The 19,375-nt window shown below is 74.4% G+C and carries 14 protein-coding genes and 1 pseudogene; 11 read left to right on the forward strand and 4 right to left on the reverse strand.

The window, feature by feature from the left end; translation table 11 throughout:
- Positions 1-94: 94 nt before the first annotated feature.
- Positions 95-1,678, reverse strand: a complete 1,584-nt coding sequence (gene sepH / locus D476_RS0108700) for a septation protein SepH (RefSeq protein ID WP_017623556.1) — start codon at positions 1,676-1,678, stop codon at positions 95-97.
- Between the two features lie 484 nt (positions 1,679-2,162).
- Between sepH and D476_RS32600 the strand changes: the two genes are divergently transcribed.
- Positions 2,163-3,314 carry a hypothetical protein gene (locus D476_RS32600; protein ID WP_017623557.1) on the forward strand — a complete coding sequence of 384 codons (1,152 nt, stop codon included), beginning with the start codon at positions 2,163-2,165 and terminating at the stop codon, positions 3,312-3,314.
- Between the two features lie 287 nt (positions 3,315-3,601).
- Here the strand turns inward: D476_RS32600 and D476_RS0108710 are convergent, their stop codons facing one another.
- The gene (locus D476_RS0108710; RefSeq protein ID WP_017623558.1) at positions 3,602-4,891 is read right to left on the reverse strand and encodes a D-arabinono-1,4-lactone oxidase; all 1,290 of its coding nucleotides are present in this window, start codon (positions 4,889-4,891) and stop codon (positions 3,602-3,604) included.
- 95 nt (positions 4,892-4,986) lie between these two features.
- On the opposite strand from D476_RS0108710, the gene D476_RS0108715 reads away from it, so the two are divergent.
- The 3 genes and pseudogenes from D476_RS0108715 to D476_RS0108725 all read left to right on the forward strand — a co-directional run bounded on the left by D476_RS0108715 (position 4,987) and on the right by D476_RS0108725 (position 9,557).
- Positions 4,987-6,021: a ferrochelatase gene (locus D476_RS0108715; protein ID WP_017623559.1), complete on the forward strand. Its 1,035-nt coding sequence runs from the start codon at positions 4,987-4,989 to the stop codon at positions 6,019-6,021.
- Between the two features lie 670 nt (positions 6,022-6,691).
- A pseudogene (locus D476_RS32605) lies at positions 6,692-8,688 on the forward strand (alpha/beta fold hydrolase).
- Between the two features lie 38 nt (positions 8,689-8,726).
- Positions 8,727-9,557, forward strand: coding sequence for an inositol monophosphatase family protein (locus tag D476_RS0108725; RefSeq protein ID WP_017623561.1), 831 nt, complete (start codon positions 8,727-8,729; stop codon positions 9,555-9,557).
- A gap of 460 nt (positions 9,558-10,017) precedes the next feature.
- Here the strand turns inward: D476_RS0108725 and D476_RS38215 are convergent, their stop codons facing one another.
- The gene (locus tag D476_RS38215) at positions 10,018-10,185 is read right to left on the reverse strand and encodes a hypothetical protein (RefSeq protein ID WP_017623562.1); all 168 of its coding nucleotides are present in this window, start codon (positions 10,183-10,185) and stop codon (positions 10,018-10,020) included.
- A gap of 772 nt (positions 10,186-10,957) precedes the next feature.
- On the opposite strand from D476_RS38215, the gene D476_RS0108735 reads away from it, so the two are divergent.
- The 4 genes from D476_RS0108735 (at position 10,958) to D476_RS0108750 (ending at position 14,729) form a co-directional block, all read left to right on the forward strand.
- Positions 10,958-11,611: a response regulator transcription factor gene (locus D476_RS0108735; RefSeq protein WP_026123357.1), complete on the forward strand. Its 654-nt coding sequence runs from the start codon at positions 10,958-10,960 to the stop codon at positions 11,609-11,611.
- Positions 11,608-12,921 carry a sensor histidine kinase gene (locus tag D476_RS0108740; protein ID WP_017623564.1) on the forward strand — a complete coding sequence of 438 codons (1,314 nt, stop codon included), beginning with the start codon at positions 11,608-11,610 and terminating at the stop codon, positions 12,919-12,921. The genes D476_RS0108735 and D476_RS0108740 overlap by 4 nt, the downstream gene beginning before the upstream one ends.
- A 439-nt stretch (positions 12,922-13,360) precedes the next feature.
- Entirely contained in the window at positions 13,361-13,657 is a 297-nt protein-coding gene (locus D476_RS0108745) for a DUF4193 domain-containing protein (protein ID WP_017623565.1), read from the forward strand.
- Positions 13,658-13,877: 220 nt separating this feature from the next.
- On the forward strand, positions 13,878-14,729 hold the full coding sequence (locus tag D476_RS0108750; protein WP_017623566.1) for a hypothetical protein: 852 nt from the start codon (positions 13,878-13,880) through the stop codon (positions 14,727-14,729).
- Between the two features lie 83 nt (positions 14,730-14,812).
- Here the strand turns inward: D476_RS0108750 and D476_RS0108755 are convergent, their stop codons facing one another.
- A complete protein-coding gene (locus D476_RS0108755; RefSeq protein WP_017623567.1) occupies positions 14,813-15,094 on the reverse strand; it encodes a DUF4235 domain-containing protein in 282 nt (93 codons plus the stop codon).
- A gap of 355 nt (positions 15,095-15,449) precedes the next feature.
- Between D476_RS0108755 and valS the strand changes: the two genes are divergently transcribed.
- The 3 genes from valS to D476_RS0108770 are packed head-to-tail and all read left to right on the forward strand — an operon-like array spanning position 15,450 to position 19,335.
- Positions 15,450-18,023: a valine--tRNA ligase gene (gene valS / locus D476_RS0108760; protein ID WP_017623568.1), complete on the forward strand. Its 2,574-nt coding sequence runs from the start codon at positions 15,450-15,452 to the stop codon at positions 18,021-18,023.
- Between the two features lie 11 nt (positions 18,024-18,034).
- Positions 18,035-18,532, forward strand: a complete 498-nt coding sequence (dut, locus tag D476_RS0108765; RefSeq protein WP_017623569.1) for a dUTP diphosphatase — start codon at positions 18,035-18,037, stop codon at positions 18,530-18,532.
- A gap of 17 nt (positions 18,533-18,549) precedes the next feature.
- Positions 18,550-19,335 (forward strand): DUF3710 domain-containing protein, encoded by a 786-nt coding sequence (locus D476_RS0108770; RefSeq protein WP_017623570.1) that lies wholly within the window; start codon positions 18,550-18,552, stop codon positions 19,333-19,335.
- The last annotated feature ends 40 nt before the right edge of the window (positions 19,336-19,375 follow it).

Raw genomic sequence — 19,375 nt, forward strand, 5'->3', positions numbered from 1 at the left:
CGGCGGCCTGCCGCCCGCCCGGGGACCGCGAGTGGGGCGCCAGCTCTGCCTCGCCGCGCCCTCCGGTGACCACGCGCACGCCCGGCGGCCGTTCCTACTCCGGCTTCTTGGATCCGAACATGATCTCGTCCCACGACGGGACCGACGCGCGGCGGCCGCGTCCCTTCTTTCTGGCGGGTTGGGCGGCTCCGCCTCCGGCGGCTGCGGCCGCCGAGACCGAGTCCCCGGTCCCCGAGGCACGGCCCTTCTGGTCGTCCTGGTCGGTCGCCCGTGCCGTCACCGGGGTGCGGCCGCGCGGCTCCTGGGGCCGCTCGGTGGGTCTGCGCGTCCCCGATTCCGGGATCGCGGGCCCCATCGACGGGCGCGGGCGCGCCGTCCGCTCGCCTCTCTCGCCCCTGTCGGTGCGCTCGGCGCGCTCGCGCGGGGGCGCCTGCGCCTCCGCCGCGGGCTCGCTTCGGCGGTCCGGGGCGGAAGGGAGCACGTCGTCCTCGGGCCCGACCTGTGCTGCGCGCTCGACCGGGCGCTCAGGCATGCGGTCGTCCCGGCGTTCGCCGGTGCGCTCAGCCGCGGGCTCGTCCCGTGGGACCGTCCGGTCGGTACCCGGCGCGCCCGGGTCGGCCCCGGGGTACGCGCGCTCGGCCGCGGGGTAGGCGGGGCCGGACTCCGGGAACGCCTGCTCGGGCTCCTGGGCCGGGCGCTCGCGCCCGGGGCGCGGGGGCACGTTGCCCGGGAGGGCCGGGTCGGCGCCGGGGGCCGACCGGTCGGCCCCCGGGACCGCGCGTTCGCGGCCGGTCCGGGTGAAGGCCCGCTCGGTCTCGGTCAGTGCGCGCTCGGTCGGCGCCGTGTGGGCCCGGGCGGCGGGCCGCTCGGCGGGTCCGGCCGGGGCCGTCTCCTCCCGGGCGGCTGCCGGGGGCGCCTCCGCCGGGGGCGGGGCCTGGTGCTGCGGGGGGTCGGCCGGGGCCTGCGCGGAACGCTGTGGGGCGGGCTCCTCGGCCCCGGGTCTGGCCAGCGGCCCGTCGGTCCGGGCGGCGGGCTCGTGGGCCCCCTGGCGGCGCGGCACGAACGGGGTGACCGTCGCCCCGCCGTCGCCGGACACGCCGCCCGCGGACGGGTCGGAGAAGCGCGCCGCCTCGTCGTCGACCGGCACGACCGTGCGCCGCCGGGGCTCGAACACCCAGTGCGCCAGGCGCTCCTGCCCGTCCAGCAGGAAGGCCAGCTTCACGTGCCAGCTCCCGTCCTCGCGCTTCCAGGCGTCCCAGACCGCCTCGCCGGTCTCCAGCTGGTGCGGTCCCACCCGTTCGGAGACCAGGTCGCCCAGCGCGGGGCCGGGCGCGGTGTCCCCGGGACCGCGCACGGAGGCCCGCTGCGCCTGCTGCGCCATGAACTCGCGCTCCTGCAGGACCGGGCCCTCGAACCAGCGGACGCGCTCGATGGGGATGCCGGCGAGCTCGGCGATCGCCTCCGCCGTCTCTCCAGAGCGGATCCGGGCCTGGATTTCCTTGGGGCGCAACGGATTCTCCACTTCGATCTCGTACTGGCCGAGCCGGGAGAACTGGCCGCGGACGGCGGCGCGGAGACGGTCGTCGACGGGCAGCGTGAAACGGGTACCGCGGCCGGCGCTCGCCAGCACCAGGTAGGTGCCGTCCTCGCTCACGGCCACCAGGCGAAGCTCCTGCATCGCCCTCCCTTTCGCGCTTCCCGTCGAGGGTGGGTCCTCAGCCATCCCCCGCGTTCCCAGTCTGTTCGGCATCCGGGTGTTCGGCCAGTACCCCGCCCGGCATGTCCGAACCGTGGGCCTCCGTGCGCCGGCCACCGGCGCCCGGGCGTGCCCAGAGCCAATCTTGGCATGTGGGAGGGGACGTGCGGCGTGCGCGCTCCGGTCGTCGGTCGGCATCCTCCTGCGGGTGATGCTAACCCGCGCGCCCGCTGCGGACCATGAGGCCACGGGTGGGGCGGGCGACGCGGGTGCCAAATCGACACGCGCACCGTGACCGCGGGGTGATGTATTCAATGCCGCGCCTTAACAAGAGCTTAGATGGGATTCGCGTAGGTTGTCCGGATATGGGTCGGGAGTCGGGCGCCGCAGGGGGCGGCGCCGACCGGCCCGGACCCAGCGATCCGACGGGGGAGCGCCGCCCTGCGCGGCGTACAGAGGGGGGAGGATGGCCGAGCCCGATGAGGGCGCGCGCCACGGCGCGCGCGCACGTGCGGCCGCCGACGGCGGCGGCGACGACGGCAAGGACTACAAGGACTCCGGGGACGGCGACGGCGGCAACCGACGCATCAACCTGAGCATGCCGCAGGTGATCGCGGGCGGTGTGGCCACGCTGACGGCCGCCACCGCCGCGTCGTTCCTCGGCGTCTACGGCACCATCTTCGGTGCCGCCGTGATGAGTGTGCTCAGCACCGCGGGCACCGCCATCACCCAGCACTGGCTGGAGCGCAGCCAGGACAAGGCCAAGGAGGCGGCGGCCCGCGCCGGGATGACCCTGCACGGTGCACGCGTGCAGGGCGCGGCCCGCGCGGCCGCCGAAGGGCACGGGGGCGCCGCCCGGACGACCGCGGCCGGATCCGGCCACCGCCCGGCGGACGGCCCCGGGGACGGGGCCGGTGCCCCCACTCAGGCGCAGGACGCGGCCGACGCGCCTACCCGGGCGTTGGGCGGCGTCGGGGACCCCGAGGCCACACGCGCCCTACCGAGCCTCTCCGGCGCCGCCCCCGACGGCGCCGACCCGCTCGACGGGGACGAGGGCGCGGAGGCCGGGGACGAGCGCGGCTGGTGGCAGCGCTACAAGGCGCTGATCATCCCGGCCGCGGTCGTGTTCGTCGGCGTCATGCTGGTGATCCTGGTCTTCGAGCTGCTGACCGGGCGGAGCCTGACCGACACCGTGCACGGCAAGACCGACCACTCGTCGCCGTCCATCCTCGGCGGGACCTCCCAGACCCAGCAGGTGGACGACGGGCAGGTGCAGCCGACACCGGGCACCGACGACGGGGGGCAGCAGGAGACCGGCGGGACCGACGGGGTGCAGCCCACGCCGGACACCGACACCGACGGCACCGACGGGTCCGAGGGCCAGACCGGCGGCGAGGGCGCCGACGACGGTACCGACGAGGGCACCGACACCGGCGGCGATACCGGGGGTGACACCGGCGGCGATACCGAGGGCGAATCGGACACCGGCGGCGACACCGGCTCGGAGCAGGACGGTTCCGGCGACGGATCCGATGGCTCGGGATCGGGCCAGAGCGGGACCGGCAGCCAGCAGCAGACCCCCCAGCGCTCGGTGCCCGAGAGCGGCGCCACCCCCTGACACGGCTTCGGGGCATGGCGGCGGAGGTCGCAGCGCGCTTGACGGCCCCCTCGCCACCGCCCCGCCCCCGAGGGAGGCCCCGTCCGGACCGAAAGGCCCCGGACGGGGCCTCCCTCGCGCCGTCTCGGAGAGCATGCGCGGGCAGGCTCCGTTCAGGTCCCGCTGTTCGGGGAGAACGACCCCGTCGGCGAGGTCTGAGGGGCGTTCTCCCGAGAGCAGTGCGGGTTCGGCTGCCCGCGCGCCCCTCGACGTGCCCGCGGCCGGTACAGGGTTTCCCATCAACGATCTCAGGGGCCGAACACGCGCTCGGTGTAGGCGTTGGCGAACCGGCGCTCAGGGTCCATCCGCTCGCGGACCTCCATCGCGTCGGCGAACCTCGGGTACACCCGCTCCAGGTACGCCCTGTCCTTGGTGTGCATCTTCCCCCAGTGCGGCCGCCCCTCCACCGCCGTGAACACCGCCTCGGCGTCGGCGAAGTAGCGCTGGTACGGCGCCCCCTTGTACACGTGCACCGCCACGTACGCGGTCTCCCGCCCGTACGCCGTCGAGAGCCACACGTCATCGGCGGGCGCGAAGCGCACCTCCACCGGGAAGCTGATCCGGTGGCCGCCCCGGTCCACCAGCGACCGCAGCTCCCGCAGCACCCCCGGCAGCTCCTCCACCGGGACCGCGTACTCCATCTCCACGAACTTCACCCGCCGCGGCGACGCGAACACCTTGTAGGAGGCGTCCGTGTACTCCCGCGCCGACAGCGCCCGCGCGCTCACCTGGTTGATGGCCGGGATCGCCGACGGCAGCGCCCGCCCCGCCCGGTTGATCCGCTCGAACAGCGTGTTGGACAGGAACTCGTCGTCCAGCCACGCCTTGAACGGCGCCAGCGGCCGCGCCGGGCCCTCCACCGGGTTGTTGCGCTTGGTGCTGGCCATCCCCGTGTGCGGGAACCAGAAGAACTCGAAGTGCTCGTTGTCGGCCCGCAGCTCCGGCAGCCGCTCCAGCACCTCCTCCACGCGCATCGGCTCCTCGCGCGCGTGCAGCAGGAACGACGGGCGCACCGCCATGGTCATCGCGGTGACGACGCCGAACGCCCCCAGGCCGACCCGCGCCGCGCCGAACAGGTCCGGGTCGTGGTCGGCCGAGCAGCGCACCGTCTCCCCGTCGGCGCGCACCAGCTCCATGCCGACCACCTGCGAGGCCAGCCCGCCGGTGGTGCGCCCGGTGCCGTGCGTCCCGGTCTGGATCGCCCCCGCCAGGGTCTGCACCGCGATATCGCCCATGTTGGCCAGCGCCGCACCGCGGCGCCCCAGCGCCGTGTTCAGGTCGCTGAGTACCATCCCCGCCTCCGCCTCGGCGGTGCCCGCCTCCAGGTCGACCGAGCGCAGCCGGTTCAGCGCGGTGGGGGAGAGCATCACCCCGTCGGTGACGGCGGCGTCGGTGAAGGAGTGCCCGGCGCCGACCATCCGCACCGGCAGGCCCCGCCCGGCGGCCGAGCGCACCGCCCCGGCGACGTCGGCGGCCCCGTTGGGGGTGGCCGTGGTGGCCGGGAGGGCCTCGTGCGTGCCGGACCATGTGCGCCACATCACGTTCGTCATGGTCCGCGAGGCTACCGGCGGGGGTGACACCCGTTACGCGGGGGGTGGCCGAAACCCCGCCGAAGTGCTGGTTTCATGGAGTCATGAGGCCCTACGACGCGTTCCTTCTCGTCTCCTTCGGAGGTCCCGAGGCCGAGGACGAGGTGATCCCGTTCCTGGAGAACGTCACCCGCGGCCGCGGCATCCCCCGGGAGCGGCTCGCCGAGGTCGGTGAGCACTACTTCCTCTTCAACGGGGTCAGCCCGATCAACGGCCAGTGCCGCGACCTGATCGCCGAGATCCGCGCCGACTTCTCGGCCGACGGCGTGGACCTGCCGGTCTACTGGGGGAACCGGTTCTGGGCGCCGATGCTCACCGACACCGTCCGGCAGATGGCCCAGGACGGCGTGCGCCGGGTCGTCGCCCTGGCCACCTCCGCCTACAGCAACTACTCCAGCCACCGCGCCTACCTGAACGACATCGCCGCCGCGCGCGAGGCCGTCGGGCCGGACGCCCCCGAGATCGAGCTGATCCGCCCCTTCTTCGACCACCCCGGTTTCGTCGAACCGCTGGTCGAGCACACCCGCCAGGCGCTGGACCGGCTGCCCGCCGACAAGCGCGCCGGGGCCCGCCTCCTGTTCTCCGCGCACTCCATCCCCACCGCCATGGCCGACGCCAGCGGCGGCCCCGGCCAGGGGTACGGCCCCGGCGGCGCCTACGTCGCCCAGCTGGAGGAGGTGGCCCGACTGGTGGCCGAGCGGGTCGGCGGCGGCCACCCCTACGAGGTCGTCTACCAGAGCCGCAGCGGCCCGCCGAGCCAGCCCTGGCTGGAGCCGGACGTCAACGACCGCCTGGAGGAGCTCGCCAAGGAGGGCGCCGAGGCCGTCGTCGTGGTGCCGCACGGGTTCGTGTCCGACCACATGGAGGTCAAGTTCGACCTCGACCACGAGGCGCGGGAGACCGCGGGCAAGCTCGGCATCGCCTTCGAGCGCGCGCTGAGCCCGGGCACCCACCCGCGCTTTGTGCGGATGGTGCGCGAGCTGGTGCAGGAGCGCGCCGAGGGCGCCGAGCCGGTGGGCCTGAGCGACCTTCCCGGCTGCCCCGAGGGCGCCGACGACTGCTGCCTGCAGAAGCGCTGAGCGGGCCGGTGCGCGACGGTGCCGGGGCCGCCCCGGCACCGGCTCACATCCGATGAAGTGTCCCGTTTCGGGTTTATCGGGGGCTCGGAAGCAGCGCCCGGCCCTCGGCTGAGGCCTCTTCCTGCGGGGAGAAGCCTGCTTCGGACCCGGTCGGCGGGACCCGGTCGCGCAGCGTCCCGGGGGCGGTGCCCGGCTGCCCGCCTGCCCGCGTGAGCGCTCCGGGGCGTGTGACCAGGCCCCGGCGGGCCCCGGCGGGCCCCGACCGCCGCCCCCGCGGAGCGTTTACACAGCCCATCGGGGTACTTCCCCGCCCCTGGGGCATGTCCCTCATCCTCCCCATGCCGGAGAGCCTCCCTCACACCCGGAACGAAACAGAGCGGGGAACCACCGTCTGGCCGGGCCACCGCAGTGGCGCGGTGCTGTACCGGGCCCGGCCCAGCGCCGGGGCCCGTGACCGGCGCCCGCATGGTCGCGGGCGGCTGGAACCCGCACGCCGACAGGCGGGCGCGACCACCGAAGGCGCCGCGGACGCCGCCCCGGCACCGCCGCTACCCCCGCAGCGTTCCTCGGCCGCGGCCCGCTGAAACGGCGCGCAACCCCGGCCTCGTCGGCGATTCCGCATACCGGATAGGGTCGTGGCGTCCGTTCCCGGCCTTCAGGGAGGAAGCGCATGGTCCGCTCCTGGTACGAGCTGTCCGACTACGTCACTCTCAAGCGGGTGGGCGGACTGCGCCTCTCGCCGGACGGGCGCAGGCTGGTGGCACCGGTGAGCGGCCTCAAGCCCGACGGCTCCGCCTTCGGCACCTCCCTGTGGGAGATCGACCCCGAGGGCCGTGCGGAGCCGCGCCGCATCACCCGGTCCGTCGAAGGCGAGGCCGCGCCCGCCTTCCTGCCCGACGGCTCCCTGCTCTTCTCCTCCAAGCGCCCCGACGCCGAGTCCAAGGAGGACGGCGACAAGCCCGCCCTGTGGCTGGGGCCCCCCCNGTGCGCCCCGGCGGCATCGGGGCGGTGGCCGTCGCCCGCGACGCCGGGACCGTCGTCTTCGCCTCCGACACCCTGCCCGGCACCACCGGCGCCGAAGAGGACGAGGAGGCCCGCAAGGCCCGCAAGGACGCCGGGGTCACCGCGATCCTGCACGAGTCCTTCCCCGTCCGCCACTGGGACCACGACCTGGGCCCGGGAGAGACCCGCCTGTTCGCCGCCGCGCCGCCCGAGGACGCCTCCTCCGCTCTGGGCGAGCCCGCCGACCTGACCCCGGAGCCCGGCAAGGCGCTGCTGGACGCCGACTTCGACGTCTCCCCGGACGGCCGGACCGCTGTCACGGTCTGGACGGCCATGGGCCCCGCCTCCCGGCCGAACGAGCGGCTCGTGGCCGTGGACACCGCCACCGGTGCCACCCGCGTCCTCGCCCAGGACCCCGAGCGCGACTTCTCCTCGCCCTCCTTCTCCCCGGACGGCCGCTCCGTCGCCGCCATCCGCTCCTACGACGGCACGCCCGGAGGCGAGCCCCGCGACGCCACCCTGTGGGTGGCCGACGCCGCGACCGGCGAGGGCCGCGACGTGCTGGCCGACGCGGAGCTGTGGCCGCGCGAGGCGGCCTGGTCGGCCGACTCGCGGTCGCTGTTCTTCATCGCCGACGAGAACGGCCGCCGCCCCGTCTTCCGCCTCGACCTGGACACCTCCCGCCTGACCCGCGTCACCGGCGACGACGGCGCCTACAGCGCGCTGCAGCCCGCCCGCGACGGCGCCGCGCTCTACGCCCTGCGCGACTCCTGGGACGAGCCGCCCACACCGGTGCGCCTGGACCCGGCCGCCGAGGACGGGCGCCCCGTCCGCCTGCCCGCCCCCGACCTGCCGCTGCAGGTCCCCGGGCGGCTCACCGAGGTGGAGGCCGAGGCCGACGACGGCACCCGCGTGCGGTCCTGGCTGGTGCTGCCCGAGGAGGCCTCCGGCGACTCCCCGGCGCCGCTGCTGCTGTGGATCCACGGCGGCCCCTACATGAGCTTCAACGGCTGGTCCTGGCGGTGGAACCCGTGGCTGCTCGCCGCCCGCGGCTACGCCGTCCTGCTGCCCGACCCCGCCCTGTCCACCGGCTACGGCCAGGACATGCTCCGCCGCGCCTGGGGGACCTGGGGGCCGCGCACCTTCGCCGACCTGATGGCGGCCGTCGACGCCGCCGCGGCCCGCGACGACGTCGACGGCGAGCGCGCCGCCGCGATGGGCGGCTCCTTCGGCGGCTACATGGCCAACTGGGTGGCCGGGCACACCGACCGCTTCAAGGCGGTCGTCACCCACGCCTCGCTGTGGGACCTGGAGTCCTTCAGCTCCTCCACCGACATGCCGCCGGCCTGGACCGCCGAGTTCGGCGACCCCGACACCTCGCCGGAGCGCTACCGGGCGGCCTCTCCGCACCGCTCGGCCGACGGCGTGCGCACCCCGGTGCTCGTCATCCACGGCGACAAGGACTACCGGGTCCCCATCGGCCAGGGCCTGCAGCTCTGGTGGGACCTGATGCGCCGGGAGGTGGACGCCAAGTTCCTCTACTTCCCGACGGAGAACCACTGGATCCTCACGCCCGGCAACATCGCGGTCTGGTACGAGACGGTGTTCGCCTTCCTCGACCACCACGTGCTGGGCAAGGAATGGAAGCGGCCCGAGCACCTGTAGGGGGCCGGGCGGAGCACGACGAATCTGGGGGGACGTGCATGGCAGCCGAGGAGGGGGCCGCGCCCGCGGCCGACCCGCACGCGCTGGCCGAGCTGGCCGAGCGCACCGCCGCCGAGGCGGGCCGGGCCGCCGCCGAGGGGCAGGAGGGCATCGGGGTGCTCGACACCAAGAGCACCCCGACCGACGTGGTCACCGAGATGGACCGGCGGGTCGAGGAGTTGATCCGCAAGCGCCTGCTCCAGGCCCGGCCCGGTGACGCGGTGCTCGGCGAGGAGGGCGGCGAGGAGGCCGGTGCCGACGGCGGGGTGCGCTGGATCGTCGACCCCATCGACGGCACCGTCAACTACCTGTACGGGCGCGAGGAGTGGGCGGTGAGCATCGCCGCCGAGTCGGGCGGGCGGATCGTCGCCGGTGCGGTGGTCGCGCCCCGCCTGGGCGACACCTACACCGCGGTGCTGGGGGCCGGGGCGTTCTGCAACGGCGCGCCGCTGCGCGCGGGCCCTGCGCCCGAACCGGCGTTCGCGCTGGTGGCGACCGGGTTCGGCTACGACCCCCAGCGCCGCGCCCACCAGGCCGAGGTGCTGCGGTCGGTGCTGCCCCGGGTGCGCGACATCCGGCGGGGCGGGTCGGCGGCGATCGACATCTGCTCGCTGGCGCGCGGGCGTGCCGACGCCTATTACGAGCGCGGCCTCAATCCGTGGGACTGGGCTGCGGCGTGCCTGGTGGCCCGGGAGGCGGGGCTGCGTGTGGAGGGCCTGCACGGGGCGCCGCCCAGCGGCGAGCTGACCATCGCGGCGGGGCCCGGTCTGTTCGAGAGCCTGCACGCGATGCTGGAGCCCCTGGGCGCCGACACCGACGGCCCGGCCTAGGTGTGGTGCTCGGAAGGGCTCTGAAACGGCTGCGGACACGGCGGGGAACGCCATTGGCCGGTGTGCGCCGACCGGGGTGTGCCAGAGGATCTGCGTGCTCAACGCCGCGGTTCGGCGCTACCGGCTGATCCGGGCCCCGTTCAGCGGTCGTCGGCCATCAGCGACCGCTGAACGGGGCACACGATTCCCATCAGCTCCCCTCAGCGATCCAGGGCGCGGTGCGTGGATCACGACCTGCTGCGCGACGGCGGGCGCGACCCTCGCCGCGCCGTCGTCGGCCGACGGCCCGCCGGTCGGCTCTGTCACGGGCCTTGCGGGGCACGGCGCCCAGAACCGCGCCGGTAGGGCCGGTTCGCCCGAGAGCGGCGCGGATGCCGCCGCACGCACGAAGGCCGCCCCGGACATGCGGCGGCCGGCCGCGGGAATCCGCGGCCGGCCGTGCGGTCCTGGGGGATCGGGGTCAGGCGCAGTCGGCGTTGACACCGTTCCGGGCGGCGATGCGCTTGAGGTCTTCGAGCTCAGAGGAGTGCATCTCGGCCAGGAAGTCGTCGCCGGCCGCGCGGGCCGCCTGAAGCGACGTGTAGGTCTCAGTGATGCGGCCGTTGATCTCCGCGAGGAACTCGCCCATGTTCACCTCACTCTAAAAGCACGTCCGGTATTGCTCCGGGTCACTGCGCTGTGACACGGCGGATGCGCCCCGGCCCGCGGTGCGGGTCCGGAACGCGCTGGCGGAACGGCGTCCCGCCTCTCGGGGATGGCGGGCGCCTGCGGCTTCAGGCCATACCCGCCCCTCCGGTCCGGTGAAACCCCTACTGTGGGGCGTGATCGATCCGTGATGGAAGGTGCCGGTGGCCGTCGGGCCCGGGGCCCGCCTCCTGATCGATCATCCCAGGGGTGTGTGAGGCCGCGCACCCGGGTACCCCTTTCGCGTCACGCCTGTCCGGGCGGCGGAGCGGAACCGCGGCCGCGCCCGGCGGCGCGGGCCCCCGCCACCAGGGGATTCGGGCACGGCGGGTGTCCTACAGCACATCGGGCCGTTCGCGCCACCGCTTACTTGTTTCTTATTCTGTATGTGTCAGATTCGAGATGTGCGGGGTGAACAGCCCTTGCCGGCGGTTGGGGGATGCGCCGGTAAGGGCTCCCGCACAGGGGGAAAACGGTGGCCCGGTCCCGTTGGGGGACGGGGCCGGGCCCCGTACTTCCGTTCCCCGGCGGCAGCCGCGGTTTGCCGCACGGACGAGCCGCCCCTACGTTGGCGGCGGGCGGGCTTACTCCGCCCTTATCCGGGCCGTGCGATAACGGCAGAGCGCGGCCGGGGACCACAGACGCCGCTGCCGGTGTGTTGGGGGATGCGCCGGCAGCGGCCTTTTTCATCGGGTGCCGCGAGGAGAAGGACGGCTGTGCGCGTACTTGTGGTCGAGGACGAGCAGGTCCTCGCTGACACCATCGCCGTGGGCCTGCGGCGCGAGTCCATGGCCGTCGACGTCGCCTACGACGGCGACAGCGCCCTGGAGCACGCCGGGGTCAACGACTACGACGTGGTGATCCTCGACCGCGACCTGCCCGGCGTGCACGGCGACGACGTGGCCCGCGCCCTGGTGGACAAGAGCTACAACGGCCGCATCCTCATGCTCACCGCCTCCGGCCAGCTGGAGGACAAGGTCGAGGGGCTCAGCCTGGGCGCCGACGACTACATGGCCAAGCCCTTCGCCTTCGCCGAGCTGGTGGCGCGCGTGCGGGCGCTGGCCCGCCGCGCCGCCCCGCCGCTGCCCCCGGTCCTCAAGCGCAACGGCATCGTCCTGGACCCGGCCAACCACACCGTCGAGCGCGACGGCCGGGACATCCCGCTCACGCCCAAGGAGTTCGCCGTGCTGGAGGTGCTCATGCGCGCCAACGGCACCGTGGTCAGCGCCGAGGGCCTGCTGGAGAAGGCCTGGGACGAGAACGCCGACCCCTTCACCAACGTCGTGCGGGTCACCGTGATGACCCTGCGCAAGAAGCTCGGCGAGCCGCCCATCGTGCACACCGTCCCCGGCGCGGGGTACCGGCTGTGAGCAGCGGCGACGCCGGGCGGCAGGGGCCCGCGACCGACCCGGTGGCCGCGGTCCCCGAGGGGGAGGTCCCGGCCACCCCGCCCGGCGAGACCGGGACCTGGCGGCGGCTGAGCCCCCAGCCCGCCTCCCCGCAGACCCCGCCCGCCGGGAACAACCTGGGCGGGCAGGTCACCGAGGGGCTGCACCGCTTCACCGACAACATGAGCCTGCGGGCGCGGCTCACCCTCATCTACGGGATGCTGTTCTTCGCCGCCGGGTCGCTGCTGGTGCTGCTGAACTACATCATCGTCGCCGGGGTGCTGGGCGGGCTCACCTTCAAACCCGCCGACGACATCAGCATCGCCCAGGCCGAGCAGATGAAGAACAGCTTCATCGAGGCGGTCCTGGCCTCGCTCACCCGCTGGTCGGTGCTGGCCCTGGTGGTGGTCGGCCTGCTCGCGGTGGGCCTGGGGTACGCGGTGGCCGGGCGGGCGCTGTCGCCGCTGCAGAAGATCACCCGCACCGCCCGCCGCCTGTCCGAGCGCTCCCTGCACGAGCGCATCGCCCTGGGCGGGCCCGACGACGAGATCCGCGAGCTCGCCGACACCTTCGACGCGATGCTGGAGCGGCTGGACCGCGCCTTCGACGGGCAGCGCCGCTTCGTCGCCAACGCCTCCCACGAGCTGCGCACGCCGCTGGCCATCAACCGCACCCTGCTGGAGGTCGCCCTCAGCGACCCCGAGGCCTCCGCCGACCTCAAGACCGTGGGGCGCACCCTGCTGGAGACCAACTCCCGCCACGAGCGCCTCATCGACGGCCTGCTCTTCCTCGCCAAGAGCGACCGGGAGCTGGAGGTGCGCACCCTGGTCGACATGGGCGAGCTGACCGAGTCGGTGCTCAGCCAGCTCTCCGGCGACCTGGACGCCTCCGGCCTCCAGGTCCGCACCGACCTGCGCGCCGCGCGCGTCACCGGCGACCCGGTGCTGCTGGAGCGCCTGGTGGGCAACCTGGTGGAGAACGCCCTGCGGTACAACACCGAGAACGGCGAGATCACCGTGCGCAGCGGCATGTACGAGGGCTTCCCCGCCATCCAGGTGGAGAACTCCGGCCCCGTCGTGCCCGCCTACGAGATCGAGGGCCTGTTCGAGCCCTTCCGCCGCTCCACCGGCAACCGGGTGGCCTCCGGCAAGAGCGCCGGGCTGGGCCTGTCCATCGTCCGCTCGGTGGTGCGCGCCCACGGCGGCAGCGTCAGCGTGTGGCCCCGCGCCGGCGGCGGCCTGGTCGTCACCGTCTCCTTCCCCGCCGCGGGCCGCGAACAGGCGGGTGTGTAACCGGCTGCGACCCCTCCCGGCGGCGTGATATCTATACGTGTCCGACGACACGACCACCCCGGGTCCGAGCGGCTTGCAGTGGTGGGTAAGCTTCCCCGGGCGTGAACACGCGGGGAACTCCGCCCCGCGTGGGAGTTGCCGCCGCTACCTCGTGCGATGCACGCATCGACCCGCTGTTGTGCACGCGCCGGAAGCGGCCGCGGGAATGGGTCGGAAACGTTCGGGCGTTGGGTAGCACAGTCAGGAGGCCGTACCGGGGCGCGCCGCGCGCGGCCGGGTCCGGCCAACCTCTGTCGCCATCCGGTGTGAGGACACCCGGGAGGGGTCACAGTCCTCTTACGCCGCCGGAATTTTCCGGCTGAACCGGGCACAAGATTCGGGTCTCAAGCGTTACACCCGCGCGACGAGGCAGAGAACTGAGGGGGATGGAGCAACCAGAATGGCCACCGACTACGACAGCCCGCGCAAGACCGACGAGGACATGAGCGAGGACAGCCTGCAGGAGCTGCAGGCCCGGCGGGTCGACAAGGGCACCAGCACCATCGACGTCGACCCCGACGAGGTCGCCGAGGGCATGGAACTGCCCGGCGCCGACCTGTCCGGCGAGGAGCTCGCGGTCCGCGTGCTCCCGCGCCAGGCCGACGAGTTCACCTGCTCGCGCTGCTTCCTGGTGCACCACCGCAGCCAGCTCGCCGAGGAGCGGAAGGGCCAGCTCGTCTGCAAGGAGTGCGTCTGAAGGGGGCACCACCCCCTCCTCGGCGCCTCGCCGGCCGGCGGGCAACCACACCGCCGATGCGTCCCCGCCCAGGGGGCGCATCGCCTTTGTCTAGGGGGAATTCCGGCCGCCGCCGGATCGTTGGCCCCCTCTGAGGAACGCTGCGGACCACCGGAGCGCCCGCGCCGCGCCCGCGGCGCCCGAGGCGCCCGGCGGTTCCACGAGGCCGAGGAGGACGCCCATGGCCGCCGACCCGAGCACGGACCCGGGGCCTGAGCCGCGCCCCGGCACCGACCTGGTGCCCGCCGGGCGCGAGGACGTGGGGGAACTCGTCGGCGCCATCGTCGCCGACGACGGCGCCGATCCGCGCCGCCGGGCCGGGCTGATCGCCCGCCTGGCCCGCGCCCTGGGGCAGGGGGCGCGTGCGGCCGGGGTGCGCGGCGCGGCGGGCGGGCGCTGGCTGGCCGACGTGTTCGCCGACGACATCGCCCCCCGCATCCCCGTCCGCGACCTGGAGACCCTGGCCCGCCACCACAAGGGGCTGACCGGCGAGGAGCTGGCCGACGCGCTGGTGCGCAACGCCGCCAACACCACCACCGCGGTCGGCGCCGCGGGAGGGGCGCTGGCCGCCGCCCAGTTCGCCGCCCCGCCGCTGCTGCTGACCGCCCCCGCCCAGCTGGTGGCCGAGACGGTGGTGGTCGCCGCGGTGGAGGTGAAGCTGATCGGTGAACTGCACGAGGTGTACGGGGCGCGCGCCGACGGGGGAGCGGTGCGGCGCCACGCCGGGTACGTGCAGTCCTGGGCCTACCGCCGGGGCATCGACCCGCTGTCGGCCGGGGAGTCGGTCACCGCGGTCCTGGGGGCGGCGGCGAAGGTGGCGCTGCGCAAGCGCCTCATGCGGGTGCTGGGGCGGCACCTGACCACGCTCGGCCCGTACCTGACCGGCGCCCTCGCGGGCGGGACCCTCAACCGCACGGCGACCCTGAGCCTGGGCAGGGCGGTCCGCAAGGACCTGGCGCGGACCGCCGTGGGGCCGGGGCGCGGCTCCGGCGCCCTGGGAGGCGACCAGAGGGCCGTGGAGCAGGGGGAGTAGGGCGCGGGTCGGACGCAGGGTTCGCCCGGCCGGCGGCGGCAACGGTGCGGCGGGGCCCGGAGCGGACCCCGCCGCCGGGGCGCTCAGGCCTCCTCGAGGGCCTGGCGGGCCTCGCGGGGCATCATGCGCTTGTGGGTGGCGCGCACGGCCAGCACGCGGGCCACCTCCATGCCGACGCCGGTCAGCACCGCCCAGCCCAGGGCCTCGCCCAGGCCGACGTCGAGGGACTCGGGGTCGGTCGGCGGCTCCTTGCCGGTCGCCTGGGTCCAGGCGAAGGTCAGCGCCTTGCGTGCGGCGAAGCCGGCCGCGAGCGCCGCGACGCCGCCGACGATCTGCGCCGCGATGTCACCGTCTTTCTTAGCCATGTGGGTACCGGTCGCTCTCCATCGGTCGTTTCGGTGCGGTCAGGGGGTGGTGCTCGGATCACGGCCTACTGCGCGGCGCCCAGGCACGCCCCTCGCTGCGTTCTCATCAGTCGACAGCGCGCCCAGGCCGACTCCGCTGCTTCTCGGAAAACACAGCGGCCTTGCGATGGACATGACACCGCCGGTGCCTTCTATGGCCATGATCCGAGCACCACCCCCTGAACACCGTCGTCCGGCCCATCCTTCCACGCGCCGCCCGGCCGCCGCCGCCCGGCGGGGGCGCGTTGCCCCACACCGCCCCCGGAGCGCCGGAAACCGGGAGCGAGCAGGGCCTCAGAGCCAATACCATTGCCCCATGACCAACCGCTCTCGTTCCTTCCGCGTGCCCGACAAGCCCTCGCTCGACGGTATCGAGGCGAAGTGGGTAGACGTCTGGGACGAGTCCGGCGTCTACCGCTTCGACCGCACCAAGAGCCGCGACGAGATCTTCTCGATCGACACCCCGCCGCCCACGGTCTCGGGGTCGCTGCACATCGGCCACGCCTTCTCCTACACCCACACCGACCTGGTCGCCCGCTACCGGCGGATGTGCGGCAAGTCGGTGTTCTACCCGATGGGCTGGGACGACAACGGCCTGCCCACCGAGCGCCGGGTGCAGAACTACTACGGCGTGCGCTGCGACCCGTCGATCCCGTACGACCCGGACTTCACCCCGCCGGCCAAGCCCGACCCCAAGCGCCAGGTCCCCGTCTCCCGCCGCAACTTCATCGAGCTGTGCGAGCGCCTCACCGCCGAGGACGAGAAGGTCTTCGAGAGCGTGTGGCGCCGCATGGGCCTGAGCGTGGACTGGACCCACACCTACGCCACCATCGACGACGGCTCCCGCGCCGCGGCGCAGCGGGCGTTCCTGCGCAACCTCGCCCGCGGCGAGGCCTACATGGCCGAGGCGCCCACCCTGTGGGACGTCACCTTCCGCACCGCCGTCGCCCAGGCCGAGCTGGAGGACCGGGAGCGCACCGGCGCCTACCACAAGGTCGCCTTCCACCGCCCCGACGGCACCCCGGTGCACATCGAGACCACCCGGCCCGAGCTGATCCCGGCCTGCGTCGCCCTGGTGGCCCACCCCGACGACGAGCGCTACCGGGACCTGTTCGGCGGCACGGTCACCTCCCCGGTGTTCGGGGTGGAGGTGCCGGTGAAGTCGCACTGGCTGGCCGAGCCCGACAAGGGCTCCGGCATCGCCATGATCTGCACCTTCGGCGACACCACCGACGTCACCTGGTGGCGCGAGCTGCAGCTGGAGACCCGGCCGATCGTCGGCTGGGACGGGCGCATCATCTCCGACCCGCCGCCGGGCATCGACTCCGGGGCCGCGCGCGAGGCCTACGCCCGGCTCGCCGGGGCCACGGTGCACACCGCCCGCGAGCGCATGGTGGAGATGCTGCGCGAGTCCGGCGACCTGGTCGGCGAGCCCACCCCCACCACCCGGCCGGTGAAGTTCTACGAGAAGGGCGACAAGCCCCTCGAGGTCGTCACCACCCGCCAGTGGTACATCCGCAACGGCGGGCGCGACGCCGACGTGCGCGACCGCCTGCTGGCGCGCGGCCGCGAGCTGCAGTGGCACCCCGACCACATGCGCTCGCGCTACGAGCACTGGGTCGAGGGCCTCAACGGCGACTGGCTCATCAGCCGCCAGCGGTTCTTCGGCGTGCCCTTCCCCGTCTGGTATCCGCTCGACGGCGACGGCAACCCGCGCTACGAGGAGCCCATCGTCCCCGACGAGGCGGCCCTGCCGGTCGACCCCAGCTCCGAGGCCCCGGCCGGGTACACCGAGGAGCAGCGCGGCCGACCCGGCGGGTTCACCGGCGACCCCGACATCATGGACACCTGGGCCACCTCGTCGCTGTCGCCGCAGATCGCCGGGGGCTGGGAGCGCGACGAGGACCTGTTCTCCCGCGTCTTCCCGATGGACCTGCGCCCCCAGGGCCAGGACATCATCCGCACCTGGCTGTTCTCCACGGTGGTGCGGGCCGAGTTCGAGAACGGCTGCCTGCCCTGGCGCACCGCGGCGATCTCCGGGTGGATCCTCGACCCGGACCGCAAGAAGATGTCCAAGTCCAAGGGCAACGTCGTCACCCCGCTCGACCTGCTGGAGCGCTACAGCTCGGACGCGATCCGGTACTGGGCGGCCAGCGGGCGCCTGGGCACCGACACCGCCCTGGACGAGGGGCAGATGAAGGTCGGGCGCCGGCTGAGCATCAAGATCCTCAACGCGACCAAGTTCGCGCTGTCGGTCGCCGGAGAGGACGCCGCCGACCGGCCCGAGGCGGTCACACAGCCGCTGGACCGGGCCATGCTGGCGGCCCTGGCTGAGGTCGTCGAGGACGCCACCGCCGCGTTCGAGGCCTACGACCACACCCGCGCCCTGGAGCGGGCCGAGCGGTTCTTCTGGGAGTTCTGCGACGACTACCTGGAGCTGGTCAAGGCCCGCGCCTACGAGGAGGGCACCGCCGAGAGCGCCTCGGCCCGCGCCGCCCTGCTCCAGGCCCTGTCGGTGATCCAGCGGCTGTTCGCTCCGTTCCTGCCGTTCACCGCCGAAGAGGTGTGGTCCTGGTGGCGCGAGGGCTCGGTGCACGCCGCCGCCTGGCCGCAGGCCGCCGAGGTGCGCGCCGCCGCGGGCGACGGCGACCCGGCCGTCCTGGAGGCCGCCTCCGCCGTGCTGCGCGCGGTGCGCAAGGCCAAGTCCGAGGCGAAGCTGTCGATGCGCGCCGAGGTGGAGCGGGTGGCCGTGCGCGGCAAGCACGTCGCCCGCGCCCGGGTCGCCGAGGGCGACATCCGCGCCGCGGGCCGGGCCGCCGCCCTGGACTTCGAGGAGAGCGACGCCGAGGAGCTCTCCGTGGAGGTGACCCTCCCCCCGGCCGCGGAGTAGGCTCGGCGGATGTGAGCAACGAGGACCCCAGTACCGACGGCCGCGGCGGCCGGGCGCCCCTGACGGTGCCCGTCCGCCGCCTCGACCCCGACCTGCCGCTGCCCTCCTACGCCCATCCGGGCGACGCCGGCGCCGACCTGGTCAGCGCCGAGGACGTGCGGCTCGGCCCCGGTGAGCGCGCCACCGTGCGCACCGGGATCGCCCTGGCGCTCCCGGACGGGTACGCCGCGTTCGTGCACCCCCGCTCGGGGCTGGCCGCCCGGTGCGGTGTCACCCTGGTCAACGCCCCCGGCACGGTGGACGCCGGGTACCGCGGCGAGATCAAGGTGACGCTGATCAACACCGACCTGGATGATGCGGTCAAGCTGTCCCGCGGCGACCGGATCGCCCAATTGGTGGTCCAGCGGGTCGAGCGCGCGGTGTTCGCCGAGGCGGATGAGCTTCCCGACTCCCGGCGCGGCCGGGGCGGGTTCGGGTCCACCGGCGGTTTCGCGGCCGGGGACAGATGACGGGAGAGGTGTGAGGCGTGTTCGGACGCCGCAGGAAGAGCGAGAAGACCGGCGCCGACGCGGTGGAGGAGTCCCCCGCGGGTGCGGCACCCGCCGTTGAGCCGGAGAAGGACGCCGACCGGCACCGCGTGCTCGGGCCCTGGGACCCCTCCGAGGAGGTGCCCGAGTACCCCAGGGTCGACCTGGGGTGCCTGCGGGTCCCGGTGGGGGAGCGCACCCAGATCCGCTTCGACATGACGCCGGAGAACCGGATCATCGGGGTGAGCCTGATCGATGGGCCCTCCATGGTGCAGGTGCAGGCGTTCGCCGCCCCCAAGACCAGCGGCCTGTGGGACGAGATGCGTGAGGAGCTCGTCGAGCAGATCACCAAGCAGGGCGGCAAGGTCCAGCCGTTCGACGGAGCGTTCGGCCCGGAGCTGCGCGCGGTCGTGCCGGTGCAGGGCAAGAAGGACGAGGAGGGGCGGCAGCTCGGCCAGCCCATGCGGTTCATCGGGGTGGACGGGCCCCGGTGGGTGCTGCGCGGGGTGATCCGCGGCGAGGGCGCGGTCAAGCCCGAGGTCATGGCCAAGGTCGAAGAGGTCTTCCAGAAGATCGTGGTGGTGCGCGGGGACGACCCGGTGCCGCCGCGGGAGATGCTGACGATCACCGTGCCCAAGGAGATCCAGGAGCAGATCAAGGCCCAGCAGGCCAAGCGCGCCGAGCAGGCGAAGGCCGCCCAGGGGGCCGAGCCCGCGCAGGCGCAGGCGCCCGACCCGGCGGACGGCGGCGCCGCCGCCTCCGACGAGGCGGCCCGCAAGGCCTGAGGGGCCGCAGGCCGCCCGTCGGCGGGCCCCGGGGCCCCCG

Origin of the sequence: Nocardiopsis chromatogenes YIM 90109 (genome assembly GCF_000341185.1) — a bacterium.
Lineage (GTDB): Bacteria > Actinomycetota > Actinomycetes > Streptosporangiales > Streptosporangiaceae > Nocardiopsis_A > Nocardiopsis_A chromatogenes.

Bases quoted from the DNA above. Each gene is read 5' to 3' on its own strand.
- sepH (WP_017623556.1), bottom strand. From the start codon at position 1,678: ATGCAGGAGCTTCGCCTGGTGGCCGTGAGCGAGGACGGCACCTACCTG.
- D476_RS0108755 (WP_017623567.1), bottom strand. From the start codon at position 15,094: ATGGCTAAGAAAGACGGTGACATCGCGGCGCAGATCGTCGGCGGCGTC.
- D476_RS0108750 (WP_017623566.1), top strand. From the start codon at position 13,878: ATGGCCGCCGACCCGAGCACGGACCCGGGGCCTGAGCCGCGCCCCGGC.
- D476_RS32600 (WP_017623557.1), top strand. From the start codon at position 2,163: ATGGCCGAGCCCGATGAGGGCGCGCGCCACGGCGCGCGCGCACGTGCG.
- D476_RS0108725 (WP_017623561.1), top strand. From the start codon at position 8,727: ATGGCAGCCGAGGAGGGGGCCGCGCCCGCGGCCGACCCGCACGCGCTG.
- D476_RS0108710 (WP_017623558.1), bottom strand. From the start codon at position 4,891: ATGTGGCGCACATGGTCCGGCACGCACGAGGCCCTCCCGGCCACCACG.
- valS (WP_017623568.1), top strand. From the start codon at position 15,450: ATGACCAACCGCTCTCGTTCCTTCCGCGTGCCCGACAAGCCCTCGCTC.
- D476_RS0108745 (WP_017623565.1), top strand. From the start codon at position 13,361: ATGGCCACCGACTACGACAGCCCGCGCAAGACCGACGAGGACATGAGC.
- D476_RS0108715 (WP_017623559.1), top strand. From the start codon at position 4,987: ATGAGGCCCTACGACGCGTTCCTTCTCGTCTCCTTCGGAGGTCCCGAG.
- D476_RS38215 (WP_017623562.1), bottom strand. From the start codon at position 10,185: ATGGGCGAGTTCCTCGCGGAGATCAACGGCCGCATCACTGAGACCTAC.